The sequence below is a fragment of the Wenzhouxiangella sp. XN79A genome (genome assembly GCF_012272825.1).
GTDB lineage: Bacteria > Pseudomonadota > Gammaproteobacteria > Xanthomonadales > Wenzhouxiangellaceae.
Map to the genome: position 1 here is coordinate 63,908 of NZ_JAAWWS010000140.1, position 17,348 is coordinate 81,255.

Sequence of the window (17,348 nt, forward strand, 5' to 3'; positions counted from 1 at the left end):
CGGCGCGACCACCGCGCCACGCCGCCCGGCTACACTCGCGCGATGCACCTGCTTCGACGCCTCCCGCTGCGCGACGACGATGCCCGGCCGACCGCGCTGGCGATCGGCAATTTCGACGGCCTGCACCGTGGCCACCAGGCGCTGGTCGAACGCGTCGTCGCCCGTGCACCGGCGCTCCGTCCCGGCCTGATGTGCTTCGAGCCGCTGCCGCGCAGCTTCTTCGCGCCCGACCGTCCGGTGCCGCGCTTGATGAAACTGCGCGACCGGGTCCGGATCGGCGCCGGGCTGGGCCTGGAGCTGATCGCGGCGCTGCGCTTCGACCGCGCCTTCTCTTCGCTGTCGCCGGAGGCCTTCGCCCGCGACGTCGTGGCCGGCGGCATTCGCGCCCGGCACGTGGTGGTCGGCGAGGACTTCCGCTTCGGCCAGCGCGCCGCCGGCGACGTCGATGCCCTGGTCGGGTTCGGGCGACGCTACGGCTTCGAGGTCGAGGCCGTGCCGGCCGTCGTCGACCCGGTCAGCGGCGAGCGGATCTCCTCGTCGGCCCTGCGCGCCGCGCTGGCCGACGGCGACCTGGCCGGCGCCGAGCGTCTGCTGGGCCGCCCGTATTCGATCTCCGGCCGGGTGCTGCGGGGCAACCGCATCGGCCGCACGCTGGGCTTCCCGACGGTCAACCTCCGCGTGGCCGAACCGCCGGCACTGAGCGGAATCTGCGCGGTCCGCGTCCATGCCGACGACCTCGAGGGGCAGTCCGGCGTGGCCAGCCTCGGCCAGCGCCCGGTGGTGGCCGGGCGCGACTGGCTGCTCGAGGTCCACCTGTTCGATATCGAGCGTGACCTGTACGGCCGGCACCTGGTCGTGGAGTTCGTCGAATACATCCGGCCCGAGCGCCACTTCGACGACCTGGCCGCGATGACGGTGCAGATGCATGCCGACGCCGAGGCCGCGAAGCGGGCGCTCGGCGGGCTCCGACATCAGCGACAATAACGACTTCGACGATTGACCTGACTTCACGTGCCGCCGCGCACCCGACGACGCTTTTCATGGATTACAAAGACACCATCAACCTGCCCCGGACCGACTTCCCGATGAAGGCGTCGCTGGCCCAGCGCGAGCCGAAGATGCTCGACGACTGGTACGCCCGCGACCTGTACGGCCACATCCAGCGCGAGACCGCCGGGCGACCGCGGACCTTCATCCTGCACGACGGACCGCCGTACGCCAACGGCGACATCCACATCGGGCACGCGGTCAACAAGATCCTGAAGGACTTCGTGGTCCGCTCGGCACTGCTGTCGGGCTATCGCGCCCCCTACGTACCGGGCTGGGACTGCCACGGGCTGCCGATCGAACTGCAGGTGGAGAAGAAGGTCGGCAAGGTCGGCCAGAAGGTCGACGCACGCACCTTCCGGCAGAAGTGCCGCGAATATGCCGACCGGCAGATCGAACGCCAGCGCGAGGACTTCAAACGGCTCGGCGGGCTGGCCGACTGGGCCCATCCGTATGCCAGCCGCGACTTCCGCTTCGAAGCCGACATGCTGCGCGCACTGGCGAAGATCGTCGAACGCGGCCACCTGAAGCGCGGCGTCAAGCCGGTGCACTGGTGCTTCGACTGCGGCTCGGCGCTGGCCGAGGCCGAGATCGAATACCAGGACAAGACCTCGACCTCGGTCGACGTGCTGTTCGAAGCGCTGGCGCCCGAGCGGCTCGCCGAGGCCTTCGGGCTGGCGCCGGACGCGTTGAGCGACGGTGCTGCGTGCGGTGTGGCCATCTGGACGACCACGCCCTGGACGCTGCCGGCCAACCAGGCCGTGGCGCTGAACGCCGAGCTGGACTACGACCTCGTCGAGGCCCGCCTCGAGCAGCGCAGGCTGCGCCTGGTGGTGGCCACCGAGCTGCGCGACGCGGTGCTCGAACGCGGCGGCCTGGTCGAGGCCGAGGTCCTGGCCACGACAAGGGGCGCCCGGCTCGAGCACCTGCGGCTGCAGCACCCGTTCAACGACTACGACGTGCCGGTGATCCTCGGCGAGCACGTGACCACCGAGACCGGCACCGGCGCCGTGCACACCGCCCCGGGCCACGGCCAGGAAGACTTCGAGGTCGGCCGCCGCTACGACCTGCCGGTGGTCAACCCGGTCGACGGCCGAGGCCTGTTCGTCGAAGGCACGCCGTTCGTCGCCGGCGAGCACGTCTGGAAGGCGAATGCCCGGCTGGTCGAGCTGCTGCGCGAGCGCGGCGCACTGCTGAAGGACGAGTCCTTCCACCACAGCTATCCGCACTGCTGGCGGCACAAGACGCCGACGGCCTTCCGGACCACGCCGCAGTGGTTCATCTCGATGGACCAGGCCGGCCTGCGCCGCGATGCGCTGGCCGCGATCGGCGGCGTCCGCTGGGTGCCCGAATGGGGCGAGGCGCGGATCCGCGGCATGGTCGAGGGCCGACCCGACTGGTGCATCTCGCGCCAGCGCACCTGGGGCGTGCCGCTGGGGCTGTTCATCGACCGCGAGACCCAGCAGCCGCACCCGGACTCCGCGGCGATCCTCCAGCGCTTCGCCGACCTGGTCGAGCGCGAGGGCGTCGACCCCTGGTATGGCGACGACATCGCCGAGCGGCTCGGCGTCGACGGCGAGCGCTACGAGATCGTGCCCGACATCCTCGATGTCTGGTTCGACTCCGGCGTCACCCACCACTGCGTGCTCGACCAGCGTGACGAGCTGGCTCGTCCGGCCGACCTGTACCTGGAAGGCTCCGACCAGCATCGCGGCTGGTTCCAGTCCTCGCTGCTGACCTCGATCGCGATGCACGGCGAGGCGCCCTACCGCGCAGTGCTGACCCACGGCTTCACCGTCGACGCCGACGGCAGGAAGATGTCCAAGTCCCAGGGCAACGTGATCGCCCCGCAGTCGGTGATGCAGACGCTCGGCGCCGACATCCTGCGGCTGTGGGTGGCGGCCGCCGACTACCGACAGGAGATGAGCGTCTCCGACGAGATCCTCAAGCGCGTCGCCGATGCCTATCGCCGGATCCGCAACACCGCGCGCTTCCTGCTCGGCAACCTCGACGGCTTCGATCCCGAGGCCGACCGGCTGCCGCTCGACGCGCTGTTGCCGCTGGATCGCTACGCGGTGGACCTGGCCGCGCGGCTGCAGGACGAGGTGACCGAGGCCTACGCGAACTATCGCTTCTGGCAGGTCTACCAGCGCGTGCACCACTTCTGTTCGATCGACATGGGCGCGTTCTATCTCGACATCATCAAGGACCGCCTCTACACCCTGCCGCGGCGGCACCCGGCCCGCCGCTCGGCGCAGACCGCGATGCTCCACATTCTCGAGGCGCTGGCCCGCTGGCTGGCCCCGGTCTGCAGCTTCACCGCCGAGGAAATCTGGCAGGCGATGCCGCAGGCGCCCGGCACCGAGCCGCGCGATACCGTGATGCTGGCGACCTGGTATGCGGACCTGGCGACGATGGACGAAGCCGACCGACTCCGGCTGGACCGGATCCGCGCGGTCCGCGAAGTCGTCGGCCCCAAGCTCGAAGCGCTTCGCCGCGACAAGGTGATCGGATCGTCGCTGGCCGCCGAAGTCACGCTGGACGCCGACGGCCAGCTGGCCGAGGACCTGGACGCGATCGGCGAGGAACTGCGCTTCCTGCTGTTGACCGCCGAGGTCCACCGCGGAGCGGTCGACGATGCCGACGAGACCGCGACCATCGACGGCAGCACGCTGCGGGTGGCGGTCCGACCGAGCAAGACGGCCAAGTGCGTGCGCTGCTGGCACCATCGCGACGACGTCGGCAGCCACGCCGAACACCCGGAGCTGTGCGGTCGCTGCGTCGACAACGTCGCCGGCCACGGCGAAACGCGCGACTGGGGCTGACCGCGATGGACACCACGCATCCCCGCATGACGCTGCCTCGCTACGCCGCCTGGCTGGGCCTGGCGGCGGTGATCGTGGTGCTGGACCTGTGGACCAAGCACCTGGCCTCGTCCAACCTGGACCTGTACCGCCCCGTGCCGATCACCGGCTGGCTGAACATGACGCTGGCCCACAACACCGGCGCCGCGTTCAGCTTCCTGGCCGACGGCGGCGGCTGGCAGCGGATCTTCTTCATCGTCGTCGCCTCGGGCATCTCCGTGTTTCTGCTGATCTGGCTGTGGCGACTTCCGCTGCAGGCCCGCGCGCTGCCCTCGGCGCTGATGCTGCTGCTCGGCGGCGCGATCGGCAACCTGGTCGACCGGGTCACCCTCGGCTACGTGGTGGATTTCATCGATGTCCACTATGCCGGCTGGCACTGGCCGGCGTTCAATCTGGCCGATTCGGCGATCGTGATCGGGGTCGGCCTGATGATGATCGAAAGCCTGCTGCCGCCGCGCGCGCCGGCCGGGTCGACCGGTTCCGGATGAGCCCGGATCACGCTTGCCGGTCCGGACTGTGACCGGGGCCCGATCGACCCGGTTTGAAAAGACGTTGTAATTCGCGCGTATGTGCATGAAAATAGGAGTTTCAGGGGACATGTTGATCGCGACGACAGGAGACGCCTGATGGCAGCAACGACCACCCGCGACAATCTCGAAACCTTTCTCTGGGAAGGAAAGGACAAGCGCGGCAAGACGCTGAAGGGTGAACGGCAGGCCCGCAACCAGACCCTGATCCGCGCCGAGCTGCGCAAGCAGGGCATCACGCCTGCGCGCATCCGCAAGAAGCCGAAGCCGCTGTTCGGCGCCACCGGCAAATCGATCAAGTCGCGCGATATCGCGATCTTCACCCGCCAGCTGGCGACCATGCTCAACGCCGGCATCCCGCTGGTCCAGGCCTTCGGAATCATCGGCTCGGCGGCCGAGAACCCGCGGATGCAGAAACTGATCAATACCGTCCGGGTCGACGTCGAGTCCGGCGCCACGCTGGCCGAGGCGCTGGCCAAGCACCCGGTCTACTTCGACGAGCTGTTCATCAACCTGGTCAACTCCGGCGAAAGCGCCGGTGTGCTCGACAAGGTCCTCGACGACATCGCGACCTACAAGGAACGCATCGAGTCGATCAAGGGCAAGATCAAGAAGGCCCTGTTCTACCCGGCCACGGTCATCGCCGTGGCGATCCTGGTCACGGCGATCCTGCTGGTCTTCGTGATCCCGCAGTTCGAGTCCATCTTCCAGAGCTTCGGCGCCGACCTGCCCGCCTTCACCCGGCTGATCGTGACGATGTCGGAATCGATGCAGCAGTTCGGCTGGCTGTACATCGTGATCATCGGCGGCAGCATCGCCGGCCTGGTGGCGCTGAAGAAACGCAGTCGCCCGTTCGCCCATTTCCTCGACCGGGCGAGCCTGAAGATTCCGGTCATCGGCGGCGTGCTCGAGAAGGCCGCGCTGTCGCGCTTCGCGCGGACGCTGGCGACCACCTTCGCCGCCGGCGTGCCGCTGGTCGACGCGCTGAAGACCGTGGCCGGGGCGACCGGCAACGTCGTCTACTCCGACGCCACGCTGCAGATCCGCGAGGATGTCGCCACCGGGCACCAGATGCAGCTGGCCATGCAGCAGACCGGGCTGTTTCCACCGATGGTCATCCAGATGACCGCGATCGGTGAGGAAGCCGGCTCGCTCGATGCCATGCTGCTGAAGGTCGCCAACTTCTACGAAGAAGAGGTGAACAACACCGTCGACGCCCTGTCCAGCCTGCTCGAACCGTTCATCATCGTCCTGGTCGGCGGCATCGTCGGCAGCATCGTGGTAGCGATGTACCTGCCGATCTTCCAGATGGCGGCGGTGATGTAAGTCCGAGCTCATGACTGCCCTTGCCGACCTGCATCCGGCCGCGCTGTACGGCCTCGTCGTCGCGCTCGGCCTGCTGGTCGGCTCGTTCCTGAACGTCGTCATCCTGCGGCTGCCGGCCCGGCTGTTCCACGACTGGCGCTGCCAGTGCCGGGAACTGCTGGAGCTCGAACCCGAGGGCGACCCGCCGCCGCCGGGCATCGCGCTGGGCCGCTCACGCTGCCGCGCCTGCGGCCAGGGCATTCGCGCCTTCGACAACATTCCGCTGCTCAGCTGGCTGATCCTGCGCGGCCGCTGCCGCAGCTGCGGCGCGCCGATCTCGGCACGCTACCCGATCGTCGAGGCGCTCACTGCCCTGCTTTCGGTTGCCGTGATCGCAGCGCTGGGGCCGACCTGGGCCGGCCTGGCCGGCCTGGTCTTCACCTGGGCCCTGATCGCCGGCAGCGGTATCGACCTCGACCACAAGCTGCTGCCCGACCAGATCACGCTGCCGCTGGTCTGGCTCGGCCTGCTGCTGAACGTCGACGGACTGTTCGTCGACCTGCCCTCGGCGGTGATCGGCGCAGCGGCCGGTTACCTGGTGCTCTGGGCGGTGTTCCACCTGTTCCGGCTGGCCACCGGCAAGGAGGGCATGGGTTACGGCGACTTCAAGCTTCTCGCGGCCATCGGCGCCTGGTTCGGCTGGCAGGTCCTGCCCACCGTCATCCTGCTCGCCTCCGCGGTCGGCGCGCTGATCGGCCTGGTCCTGATCGCGCTTCGCCGCATGGGCCGCGAAGTCCCGATCGCCTTCGGGCCCTTCCTTGCCGCAGCCGGCTGGCTGGTCCTTGTCGGCGGCGACCGCGTGGTCGACTTCTGGGTGTTCTGAGGGGCCGGGGACCCGTACCGCCACGATCACCGCAACCGCCAGCCCCTTCCCCTGGTCCCGATTCCCGATTCCCGATTCCCGACCCCCGAAGCCCGAAGCCTAAACCCCGGGCCGTAACCCCCGATACTCCCGGTCCAGTCGCGCCACCTGCTCGTCGAGCACTTCGAGCGTTCCGGTGTTGTCGATCACCTCGTCGGCCACCGCCAGGCGCTGTTCGCGGCCGGCCTGGGCGGCCAGGGCGGCGCGGGCCTGGTCGGGCGGAACGCCGTCGCGAGCGGTCAGGCGTTCGAGCTGCACGGATTCCGGGACGTCGACGACCAGCACGCGATCGGTATCGTTGAACAGGCCGCTTTCGACCAGCAGCGGAACGACCAGGATCACGTAGGGACCGGTGGCGGCATCGATCGCCTCGCGCGCCCGGGTCGCGATCAGGGGGTGCAGGATGCCCTCCAGACGCGCACGGGCCTCCGGATCGTCGAAGATGCGCCGGCGCAAGGCGCGGCGATCGAGCGCGCCCGCGTCATCGATCACGTCCGGGCCGAACGCGGCGCTCACCTTCGCCAGCCCGTCGCTGCCCGGGGCGACGACGTCGCGGGCGATCCGATCGGTATCGACCACGCTCGCGCCGCGCCCAGCGAAACGGTCCGAGACCGCGGTCTTGCCGCTGGCAATGCCGCCGGTCAGGGCGATCACCGGTCGGCGTCGGGCTGGGTCGTCATGCATGGCGATCTCGTCGGGTGCGGCCGTCGAGCGGCATTATCCCTTCCCTGCAGCTCGGCCGGGCGTTTGAGGTGCCCGGGCAACCGGCGTAGGATGATGCTCCCTCCGGACACGCTTCGCGATCAAGGGAGCCCGCCATGAGTCGATCCAGTTCCGATCTTCGCAATCTCGCCCTGCTGGGCCACACCGGATCCGGCAAGACGTCCCTGATCGAATGCCTGCTGGTCGCCGCCGGCGTCAAGGGGGAGCCCGGCAGCATCGAGCGCGGCGATACGCTGTGCGACCACGATCCACTCGAGAAACAGTACGGCCATTCGCTGGACACCGCGCTGGTCCGCTTCGAGCACGCCGGCTGCGAGATGCAGCTGATCGACACGCCCGGCGACCCGGACTTCCGTGGCCCGGCGCTGGCGGCGATGAGCGCGGTGGAAACCGCTGCCGTCGTGGTCAACGCCGCCAGCGGCATCGAGTCATCGACCCGGAGGCTGATGCGCAGGGCCCGCCAGCGCCGGCTGTGCCGGATGCTGATCGTCAACCGGATCGACGCCGAGCACCTCGACCTCGAAGCCCTGGTGCGCGAGCTGCGTGAGGAATTCGGGCCGCAGTGCCTGCCGGTCAACCTGCCCTGCAACGGCGGTCGGGCAGTCCGGGACTGTTTCTTCCACGATCAGGGCGAGACCGACATCTTCTCGCTGGCCGCAGCGCACGACGAGATCCGCGACCAGGTCATCGAGGTCGACGAGGCGCTGATGGCGCGCTACCTGGACGGCGAGACGATTTCCGCCGACGAGCTCCACGATGCGTTCGAACTGGCGCTGCGGCAGGGGCACCTGGTTCCGATCTGCTTCACCTCGGCGCGAACCGGCGCCGGCATCGATGACCTGCTGGCGTTCGCGGCCCGGCTGCTGCCCAGCCCGCTGGAGGGCAATCCGCCCCGCTTCCGGGTCGGCGCCGACGATCGCAAGGTACCGGCCACGCCCGACCCGGAGGCCCACGCGATCGCGCACGTGTTCAAGATCATCAACGACCCCTATGCCGGAAAGCTGTCGGTGTTCCGGGTGTTCCAGGGGCGGATCCGGCCGGGCGGGCCGCTGTTCGTCGGCGACGCCCGCAAGCCCGTCAAGGTCGCCCACCTGTATCGGCTGCACGGCGCGGAGCGCGTGGAGACCGACGAGGCGATTCCCGGTGACCTGTGCGCCATCGCCCGGGCCGACGAGATCCACTACGATGCGATCCTGCACGACAACCACGACGAGGACCATTACTCGCTGAAGCCGGTGGACTTTCCCCGGCCGATGTACGGGCTGGCGATCGAACCGGAGGCGCGCGGCCAGGAGCAGAAGCTCGCCACCGCCCTGGCCCGGTTGGCCGAGGAAGACCCGTGCATCCACGTCGAACACCACCAGGAACTGAACGAGACGGTGGTCCGCGGCCTCGGCGAAATGCACCTGCGCATCCTGATCGAACGGCTGGCGCAGCGCTTCGGCCTCGACGTCCGGACCCGCCCGCCGCGCATCGCCTACCGCGAAACGATCACCCGACCGGCCGAGGGCCACCATCGGCACAAGAAGCAGACCGGTGGCGCAGGCCAGTTCGGCGAGGTGTTTCTTCGGGTTCGCCCGCTGGGCCGTGGCGAAGGCGTCCGGTTCGTCAACGAAGTGGTCGGGGGCGCGATTCCCGCGGCGCTGATTCCGGCGGTGGAGAAAGGCGTGCGCGAGGTCCTGGCGTCCGGCGCGATCGCCGGCTTTCCGATGCAGGACCTGGAGGTTACCGTGCACGACGGCAAGCACCACAGCGTCGACTCCAAGGAGATCGCGTTCGTGATCGCCGGCCGCAAGGCGTTCCGGGAAGCCGTCGCGCAGGCCGGACCGCAGGTCCTCGAGCCGGTCGTTCAGCTCGATGCAACGCTCCCTGACCACGCGCTCGGCGATCTGACCGGCCTGCTGGCCGGCAAGCGCGCGCGTATCCAGGGCACCGAGAACCAGCGCGGCGGCCACACCACGGTCAGCGCCGCGGTGCCGCTGTCCTCACTCAGCGATTTCCCGACCGAATTGAAGAGCATGAGCGGCGGCGAAGGCCGCTTCGTGCTGGAGCTGTCGCATTACGAAGCCGTGCCGCCCGAAGTTCAGCAGGCGCTGGTCGCCGAATTCCGTCACGACGACGCCGATTGAGTCACGACAACCGACTCGGCAACCGGCTCGGCGAGAATGGGAATCTGTGTCTTCATCTGCATCGGCAACGGGGGCGTGTCGCAACGCATCGGCACCTGGACGGCCAGGCTCAAGGTGACGCTCAGCGTCAGCATCATGCCGCAGAACAGCAGGCCCAGCCCGAGCCGCAACGAGCCCAGCGACGGACCCGAACGGGACTCGGCGGCTTGAATTTCAAGCGCTTGCAACGCAATCTGTCGGTGCGTCGAAGTCATCATGCTTCGGGCCCAACCACCCCTTTTCGGTGCTCCACCGTCAACTTGCAAGTTCCAAGCCAACGAGGACCCGAGCATGCCCGAGAACGACTGGATCGAACGCCTGAATGCCCACCGCGACGGCACCCTGATGGACACCCTCGACATCCGGTATCGCGATGCCGGGCCGGACTTCCTGGTCGCCGACATGCCGGTCGATGAACGGCACCGGCAGCCGATGGGCATCCTGCATGGCGGCGCCAGCGCCGCGCTGGCCGAAAGTGTCGGATCGGCCGCCTCGGCCATGGTCCTGGCCGACACGGGTCGAGCGGCGGTCGGTCTGGAACTGGCGATCAACCACCTCGCTGCCGTTCGAAACGGGCGCATCACGGCCCGGGCCGAGGCCGTCCACCTCGGCCGTTCCACTCACCTGTGGCAGATCCGCATCGAGGACGAGCACGGCCGCAAGGTCGCCCTGGCCAAGCTCACCCTGCTAGTGGGCCATGCGACAAATTAGGTAACGCTCAGAGCCACTGTGCCGGCGCGAATCAAGGCGCGTTTCGCAGGGAGTGGCCGCTGCCTTGCCGGGAAACGCAACGCCGAGTCGTGCCGGCAGAGTGGCGCCCGAAGGGCCGTCGCACCCGCACGGTAGGCTGCGTTCCGCTCGCTCGACGGCCCCGGCAAGGACGGCTGCACTCGCGCGCCTTGCATACGACGCGGGTGCGACGGCCGAGCGTCACCTCATTTGCCGCATGGCCCGCTCGCCCGCATTGTTCATGAATGCGCTCGCGCCCTTGCCTGGTCCTTGTCCGCACAGCGAATCGTCCTCGCTCGGAAATACAGCATGGTATTCCGCTCGGTCGGAAAAGCCCCTGTGCGAACGATTCCCGGCGCAATCATCGCGGCGATTCATGAATAATGCGGGCGAGTGCTCGAAGACCGCTCTGCCCCGGGCGGGGCATGAGCGATCGCTCGAACGGAGCAGGCGGTTCGGCTTCGTCGTTTCCCCGCTGCGCCATCGCGCCCATCCACGCCCGGGCCACGCGACAGGCGGTGCCGCTCAGCCGGCGTCGGACTCGGCGCGCACGGACGCATCGAGGATGCGGGCCTGGTCGAGGGCACGGCGGGCGCCTTCGGGATCGCCGGCCCGGGTCTTGAGGGTGGCAAGGTGGACCAGCGCGCGGGCCAGCGACGGATCACCCGGCCAGCGGTCCATCAGCAGGTAACGCTCCAGCGCAGCGATGCCGGGTGCCGGCGGCCGATCGGAGGCGGCGATCCAGCGGCCCAGCTCGAACCAGGCCGGCGCATAGGCGGGCTCGGCGACGAGGAGCGCCTCGAGCGCGTTTATCGCCGAAGCCACATCACCGAGCCGGCCGGACAGGGCCGCGCGCCGGGTCGTCCAGGCCGGTCGAGTCAGCGGATCGCGCGCGATCGCCTCGTCGAGCAGCGCCGCGGCGTCGTCCAGGCGCCGGTCCTGCGCCGCGATCTCGAAGCGCAGGTACGCCTCACGCGCCGGCGCCAGCGTGGCCAGCCGCTCCATCCACGGCCCGACCCGTTCTTCGCGCCCCCCGGCGATCCGCGGGACTTCGCGGTGGAAACCGATCGCGGCGGCCAGGGCTTCGGGGTGATCCGGGTCCAGTTCCAGCGCCCGGTCGAGCAGACGGCCGATCGCGCGCGCTTCGCGCATCCGCTCGAAGCGGCCGTCGGCAGCCTCCAGCGCGTCGAGCTCGATCGCGGCCTGCTGGAGCAGCAGCCCCGCATCGTCGGGATAGCGCGCGCGCGCCTCGGCGACCCGGGCCGCGGCAGCCTCGGGCGCGTCGATGCGCGTCAGCGCGATGCGGGCCCGCCAGGCCGGCACGGAGTCGGCCTCGGCGCGGCCCTCGACGTCGGCCAGCCAGGCCCGGACCGGCTCCAGGTCACGGACGGCCAGCGCGCGGGCCAGGTCGGGCGGCCCGGCCGCCGGCAGCGCAGCGGCTGCAGCGAGCAGCAGCGTGCCGAGCAGAGCGTGGAACGCGCGGCGACTCATCGTTCGACCGTCAGCAACTTGCCGGGATTGAGGATCCCGTCGGGATCGAAGACCTGCTTGATCGCCCGCATCAGCGCGATCTCGTCGGCCGACTTGATCGAAGCCAGGTAATCGCGCTTGAGCAGACCCACGCCGTGCTCGGCCGAGAGGCTGCCGCCGAAGCGACCGACCAGTTCGAACACCGCCGGCGTGAGCCGATTGCAGGCCTCGCGGAAGTCCTCGACCGACCAGGCCTCCGGGCGCAGCACGTTCATGTGCAGGTTGCCGTCGCCGATGTGGCCGAACCAGACCACCTCGAAATCCGGGTACTGCCTGCCGACCAGCTCATCGAGGGCCTCGAGGAACGCCGGCACGCGCGAGACGCGCACCGAGACGTCGTTCTTGTAGGGCGTACGCGGCGTGATCGATTCGCTGATCGCCTCGCGCCAGTGCCAGAGCTCGTCGGCCTGGCTGCCGCTCTGACTGACCAGGCCGTCGACCACCCGGCCGGCGTCGACCAGCTGCTCGAACACCGCCAGCGCGGCGTCCTGCGCGCTGCCGTCGGGATCGTCGAACTCGACCACGGCGTGGAACGGCGCGATCGCCTCGAGCGGGAAGGTCCGGTCGCCGGCCGCCGCCACCGCCTGCACGCTGGCGGCGTCGAAGAACTCGAAGGCCGACAGGCTCAGGCCGGCGCGCAGCGCCTGGAAGGCCGGCATCACGGCGTCGAGTCCGGAAAACGCCAGCAGCAGCACCGATCGCTCCGGTGGCGCGTCGGTCAGCCCCAGCGTGACCTCGGTGATCAGGCCGAGAATGCCTTCGCTGCCGATCATCAGGTGGCGCAGATCGAGCCCGGCGTTGTTCTTGATCAGTCCGCGGTTGAGCGCCAGCACCTCGCCGCGACCGGTCACCACGGTCAGCCCGCGCACCCAGTCCCGGGTCATGCCGTAGCGCAGCACCCGGATGCCACCGGCGTTGGTGGCCACCGACCCGCCGACCTGGCTGGAGTCGGCCGCCGACCAGTCGACCGGATAGTCGAACCCGGCCTCGGCGGCCCGGCGCTGGACCTCGCCGACCGCGACCCCGGCCTGGACCCGGATCGACGGCTCGGCCGGATCCAGCTCGAGCACGTCGCGCATCCGGTCGAAGGCCACGACCACCTCGCCGTCGGCCGCCACGGCCCCGCCGGACAGCCCGGTCCGGCCACCGGACGGCACCAGCGCACGGCCTTCGTCACGCGCCCATGCGACCAGCGCGACGACCTCCTCGGTGCTGCGCGGAAACGCGATCGAATGCGGCGCCGGCGTCCAGAACCGCGTCCAGTCGCGACCGTAGTGCATGCGCGACGCATCGTCGTCGACGAACTCGATGCCTTCGGGACGGCTCATCGGCCGGACACCGACCGAATTCGGCCAGGACGCTCGACCACAGGGCATCGAGCACGGGACAGGTCGTCTATCATGGGTTCTCCTTCCCATCGCGGCCGCATCGCATGACGCAGCGCAATCTCTCGCTTTCCAAGGACAAGATCAACATTCTGCTGCTCGAGGGGATCTCCGATCGAGCCACCGAGTGCTTCAACGCTGCCGGCTATCACCAGGTCGAGACCGTGAGCTCGGCACTGCCGGACGACGAGTTGGCCGAGCGGATTCGCGACGTGCACTTTCTCGGCATCCGCTCGCGGACCCGGGTGACCGAACGCGTCCTGGAACGGGCCGAGAGGCTGACCGCGATCGGCTGCTACTGCATCGGCACCGACCAGGTCGACCTGGCGGCCGCGCAGCGACGCGGCGTCCCGGTGTTCAATGCGCCGTATGCTAACACCCGCTCGGTGGCCGAGCTCGTGCTGGCCGAGATCGTGATGCTGATGCGCGGAATTCCGGCAAAGAATGCCGCGGCACACCGCGGCGAATGGCTGAAGAGCGCCCAGGGCAGCTACGAAGTCCGCGGCAAGACGCTGGGCATCATCGGTTACGGTCACATCGGCTCGCAGCTCGGCATCCTGGCCGAAGGCCTGGGCCTGCGCGTGATCTACTACGACGTCGTTCGCAAGCTGCCGCTGGGCAACGCCGAGCCGGTCGACAGCCAGGACGAGGTGCTGGCCCGGGCCGACGTCGTCACCCTGCACGTACCCGACACCGAATCGACGCGCGGCCTGATCGACGCCGCGGAACTGGCCCGGATGAAGGCCGGCGCGCACCTGATCAACGCCTCGCGCGGCAAGGTCGTGTCGATCCCAGCGCTGGCCGGCGCGCTGGCCAGCGGCCACCTTGCCGGGGCGGCGATCGATGTCTTCCCGTCCGAGCCGGCCTCGAAGAACGAGGAGTTCGTCTCCGAGCTGCGCGCCCACGACAACGTGCTGCTCACGCCGCACATCGGCGGCAGCACCTTCGAGGCCCAGCAGAACATCGCCGTGGACGTCAGCACCAAGATGACGCTGTATTCCGACAACGGTTCGTCGATGGGCGCGGTGAACTTTCCCGAGGTCAACCTGCCCGACCATGCAACGGCACGGCGCATCCTGCACATCCACCGCAACGAGCCGGGCGTTCTGCAGGCCATCAACCACGCCTTCTCGGAGGCCGGCATCAACATCGTCGGCCAGTACCTGCAGACGCTGCCCGACGTCGGCTACGTGGTCATGGACGTCGAGACCGACGACGCCGGTCCGGTGCTGCGCCGACTGCACGACATTCCGGCAACCATCCGGACCCGCTACCTGTACTGAACTCGATCGAGGCCACCATGAGTGATCCGACCCACCATCCGATCCACCACGAGCCCGAAGCGAACCGCTTCGAGACCACCGTCGACGGCGAAACCTGCCTGCTCGACTACCGACTCGACGGCCAGGTCATGACCATGACGCGTGTCTACGTCCCGCCGCCGGTCGAGGGTCGCGGCATCGCCTCCCGGCTGACCCGGTTCGCGCTCGACCACTGCCGCGAGCACGGCCTGTCCGTGGTGCCGCGCTGCCCCTACGTCGCTGCCTGGATCAAGCGCCACGACGACTACGAGGACCTGCTGACGCAGGAATGAGCCACGCCTGAACGGCCACGTCAACGGCCGGACGACCCATGCGACGGCGCGAAGACACGGGAAAAAACGCGCAGAACGACGCGCGCCCCGGTCGCCCGCCGGAGGGCTACGGCAAGGCCGGCGTTCGCCGTCGACCGCGCGCCCTGAAGCGACGAGCCGGTCGATGTTCGGACTGCGCGAACGCCGGCCGAAGGCCGAAGCCTGCAAACCGGATCGAAACCCGAACCCGAACCATTCAACCCGAGGAATCCCGCATGAACACGACCCTTCGAACACGAATCTTCCTGAGTCTCTCGCTGGCCGCGCTGCTGGTCGGCTGTGCAACGACCGATCCGTATACCGGCGAGGAACGCATGTCGCGCACCGGCTCCGGGACGGCCGTCGGCGCAGCGGCCGGGGCGGTGATCGGCGCGATCAGCGGCGGCGACCGGCTCGAGCGCGCCGCGATCGGCGCCGGCATCGGCGCATTGACGGGGGCGGCCGTCGGCAATTACATGGACCGCCAGGAGGCGGTATTGCGCGAACAGCTCCGCGGCACCGGCGTCAGCGTGACCCGGCGCGGTGATCGGATCATCCTCAACATGCCCGGCAACGTGACCTTCGCCACCGATTCGTCGGACCTGCGGTCGGAATTCTTCGCCGTGCTGGACTCGGTCGCCCTGGTGCTCGAGGAGTACGAGCAGACCGTGCTGGTGGTCGACGGCCACACCGACTCGACCGGGCCGAACAGCTACAACCAGCGACTGTCCGAAGCGCGCGCCGAAACGGTGGCCGACTACCTGATCAACCGCGGCGTTCGACCGGTGCGCATCGAGGCCTACGGCTACGGCGAGGACTACCCGGTGGCCAGCAACGGAAACGCCGAGGGCCGCCGCCAGAACCGCCGCGTCGAACTGACCCTGATCCCGATCAGCTGAGGCGAGTCAGCTCGTCCACATCCGCCGATGCCGCCCCCGCGGCATCGGCGGGTGGCTTGCCTGCGATCGAGCTCTGATCGAAAGCCGAACGGAGGCAGAGGATTGACGCAAAGACGCAGAGAAAACTGCAAGGCCCCGAAGAAATCCGTATGAATGAACAAAACCTCGTGGCCCACTAGCGCGCATCATCTGCCCGCCGAAGCCGCTTCGCCCGATCGAAGCCGGTGACTCAATCGGCCGACGGCGGTTCACCGAACAGGGTTTCATAGAGCATGGCGTAGATGTCGATGTTGTGGACGCCGGCCGGGTCGAGGAAGCGATCGGCCTGCCAGCCGGCGCCCCGGGCGATGACGCCGCCGCCGACGTCGGCGCTGGTGGCCCAGACGATCGCGAACGGAAAGCGTCGTCCCTCGGCATCGGGCGCGCTGAGGAACGGGGCCGTCGAGGTGCCTTCACGGCCGTCCATCAGACCACCGACGTTCGGGCCGCGCGCCGGCACGGTGCTCATGCCCTGCGGGATATTGAGCACGTTCATGCCGGCGGCATTGGAATCGGCCGCCGTGACCAGCAGCGTCTCGGGATGGGCCTCGACGAAATCGAGCAATCGCCCCGCGGCGTCGTCGGCGCGCTTCAGCGCCTCGAGGCATCCGGCCGCGTTGATCTTGTTGCAGAAGTTGTCCGAGCCCTCTTCCTCGATCACGAACAGGAAGCCGCGCGGATCGTCGGTGAGACGGTCCAGCGCGAACGACGTCATTTCGGCCATGGTCGGCGCGCTGGCCAGGAAATGCGGTTTGCCCGCCTCGGCCAGGTCCTCTTCGGAGTCGTCGAAGAAGGTGTGGTCCTCGGCAAACACGCCGAACACCCGGGTGACGTCCTCGGGCAGCGCCATCAGTTCGTCGCGGGTCTGGACCACGGCGTAGCCCGCCTGCCGGAGCTCCTCGACGAGGTTGCGGCCATCGCTGCGCCGGCCCGGACCGAAGCGGCCCTGGACGCCTTCGGGCAGCAGCCACTGCTCACCGCCGCCGAAATGCAGGTCGACGCCGGATTCGACCACCTGCAGCGCAATCCGCTCGTAGTGGCCGCGCCGCTCGGCCTCGGCGACGAAGGCCGCCGTGCCGGGCTCGATCAGCGAGCCGGACTGGATCAGCGCGGTCGGAATGCCGGCCTCGATCGCCGCCTCGACGATGGTCAGGTTGGTCCCGTCGGCCGAGACCATTTCCTTGCCGTCCGGGTCCATGCCGAAGGAACGCGCGTGGGCCCGGGTGCCGGTCGCGTGCGACACGGCCCCGCCGTTGGAGGTCGCGACCAGCTGGTCGGCCAGGTGGCCGCGGTAGGGCGCGAGGTGCGGGTAGCGGTCCCAGTTCAACCTCCCGTCCGGACCGACGTACAGCATGCGGGCGGCCTCCCAATGAGCCGCGGAGGCGCCATCGGGATGGAAGAAGATGGCTCCACGGCCGGTCGGTTCCTGAGCAACGGACGCGCCGGCCAGCGCAAGCGCAAGACCAACGGAAAGAAAACGAATGAACGACATGGGCGCAACGGGCTCCGATCGGATGGACAAGCCCGAAAGCCTACCGCGAATCGATCACGGGAATGTGTCGATCGCGGCCACCACCTCGACCGTTCGCTGTCGAGCC

At 69.1% G+C, this 17,348-nt stretch carries 15 protein-coding genes; 10 read left to right on the forward strand and 5 right to left on the reverse strand.

Going from position 1 to position 17,348, the window contains the following annotated elements; genetic code table 11:
* Positions 1 to 42: 42 nt before the first annotated feature.
* From HFP89_RS05845 to HFP89_RS05865, 5 genes are all read left to right on the forward strand, one after another.
* Complete coding sequence (locus HFP89_RS05845; protein WP_168716709.1) at positions 43 to 984, forward strand: bifunctional riboflavin kinase/FAD synthetase; 942 nt, start codon at positions 43 to 45, stop codon at positions 982 to 984.
* A gap of 56 nt (positions 985 to 1,040) precedes the next feature.
* Entirely contained in the window at positions 1,041 to 3,872 is a 2,832-nt protein-coding gene (ileS, locus tag HFP89_RS05850; protein ID WP_168716710.1) for an isoleucine--tRNA ligase, read from the forward strand.
* A 26-nt stretch (positions 3,873 to 3,898) separates the two neighbouring features.
* Positions 3,899 to 4,399: a signal peptidase II gene (gene lspA, locus HFP89_RS05855; RefSeq protein ID WP_240956112.1), complete on the forward strand. Its 501-nt coding sequence runs from the start codon at positions 3,899 to 3,901 to the stop codon at positions 4,397 to 4,399.
* A gap of 138 nt (positions 4,400 to 4,537) precedes the next feature.
* A complete protein-coding gene (locus tag HFP89_RS05860) occupies positions 4,538 to 5,764 on the forward strand; it encodes a type II secretion system F family protein (RefSeq protein WP_168716712.1) in 1,227 nt (408 codons plus the stop codon).
* A 10-nt stretch (positions 5,765 to 5,774) separates the two neighbouring features.
* Positions 5,775 to 6,626, forward strand: a complete 852-nt coding sequence (locus HFP89_RS05865) for an A24 family peptidase (protein WP_168716713.1) — start codon at positions 5,775 to 5,777, stop codon at positions 6,624 to 6,626.
* Between the two features lie 99 nt (positions 6,627 to 6,725).
* On the opposite strand, the gene coaE is transcribed toward HFP89_RS05865, so the two are convergent.
* Positions 6,726 to 7,349, reverse strand: coding sequence for a dephospho-CoA kinase (gene coaE / locus HFP89_RS05870; protein ID WP_168716714.1), 624 nt, complete (start codon positions 7,347 to 7,349; stop codon positions 6,726 to 6,728).
* A gap of 134 nt (positions 7,350 to 7,483) precedes the next feature.
* Between coaE and fusA the strand changes: the two genes are divergently transcribed.
* On the forward strand, positions 7,484 to 9,517 hold the full coding sequence (gene fusA / locus HFP89_RS05875; RefSeq protein WP_168716715.1) for an elongation factor G: 2,034 nt from the start codon (positions 7,484 to 7,486) through the stop codon (positions 9,515 to 9,517).
* Here the strand turns inward: fusA and HFP89_RS05880 are convergent.
* Positions 9,499 to 9,771 carry a hypothetical protein gene (locus HFP89_RS05880; protein WP_168716716.1) on the reverse strand — a complete coding sequence of 91 codons (273 nt, stop codon included), beginning with the start codon at positions 9,769 to 9,771 and terminating at the stop codon, positions 9,499 to 9,501. The genes fusA and HFP89_RS05880 overlap by 19 nt on opposite strands.
* Before the next feature lie 76 nt (positions 9,772 to 9,847).
* On the opposite strand from HFP89_RS05880, the gene HFP89_RS05885 reads away from it, so the two are divergent.
* Positions 9,848 to 10,267, forward strand: coding sequence for a hotdog fold thioesterase (locus HFP89_RS05885; RefSeq protein WP_168716717.1), 420 nt, complete (start codon positions 9,848 to 9,850; stop codon positions 10,265 to 10,267).
* Positions 10,268 to 10,810: 543 nt separating this feature from the next.
* Here HFP89_RS05885 and HFP89_RS05890 read toward each other — a convergent pair.
* A complete protein-coding gene (locus tag HFP89_RS05890) occupies positions 10,811 to 11,776 on the reverse strand; it encodes a hypothetical protein (RefSeq protein ID WP_168716718.1) in 966 nt (321 codons plus the stop codon).
* Positions 11,773 to 13,143 (reverse strand): FAD-binding oxidoreductase, encoded by a 1,371-nt coding sequence (locus HFP89_RS05895; protein ID WP_168716719.1) that lies wholly within the window; start codon positions 13,141 to 13,143, stop codon positions 11,773 to 11,775. The genes HFP89_RS05890 and HFP89_RS05895 overlap by 4 nt, the downstream gene beginning before the upstream one ends.
* Positions 13,144 to 13,247: 104 nt before the next feature.
* On the opposite strand from HFP89_RS05895, the gene serA reads away from it, so the two are divergent.
* The 3 genes from serA to HFP89_RS05910 all read left to right on the forward strand — a co-directional run bounded on the left by serA (position 13,248) and on the right by HFP89_RS05910 (position 15,711).
* On the forward strand, positions 13,248 to 14,483 hold the full coding sequence (serA, locus tag HFP89_RS05900) for a phosphoglycerate dehydrogenase (protein ID WP_168716720.1): 1,236 nt from the start codon (positions 13,248 to 13,250) through the stop codon (positions 14,481 to 14,483).
* A gap of 17 nt (positions 14,484 to 14,500) precedes the next feature.
* A complete protein-coding gene (locus HFP89_RS05905) occupies positions 14,501 to 14,794 on the forward strand; it encodes a GNAT family N-acetyltransferase (RefSeq protein WP_168716721.1) in 294 nt (97 codons plus the stop codon).
* 254 nt (positions 14,795 to 15,048) lie between these two features.
* On the forward strand, positions 15,049 to 15,711 hold the full coding sequence (locus HFP89_RS05910; RefSeq protein WP_168716722.1) for an OmpA family protein: 663 nt from the start codon (positions 15,049 to 15,051) through the stop codon (positions 15,709 to 15,711).
* Between the two features lie 229 nt (positions 15,712 to 15,940).
* On the opposite strand, the gene HFP89_RS05915 is transcribed toward HFP89_RS05910, so the two are convergent.
* Complete coding sequence (locus tag HFP89_RS05915; protein ID WP_168716723.1) at positions 15,941 to 17,242, reverse strand: alkaline phosphatase; 1,302 nt, start codon at positions 17,240 to 17,242, stop codon at positions 15,941 to 15,943.
* Positions 17,243 to 17,348 lie beyond the last annotated feature (106 nt).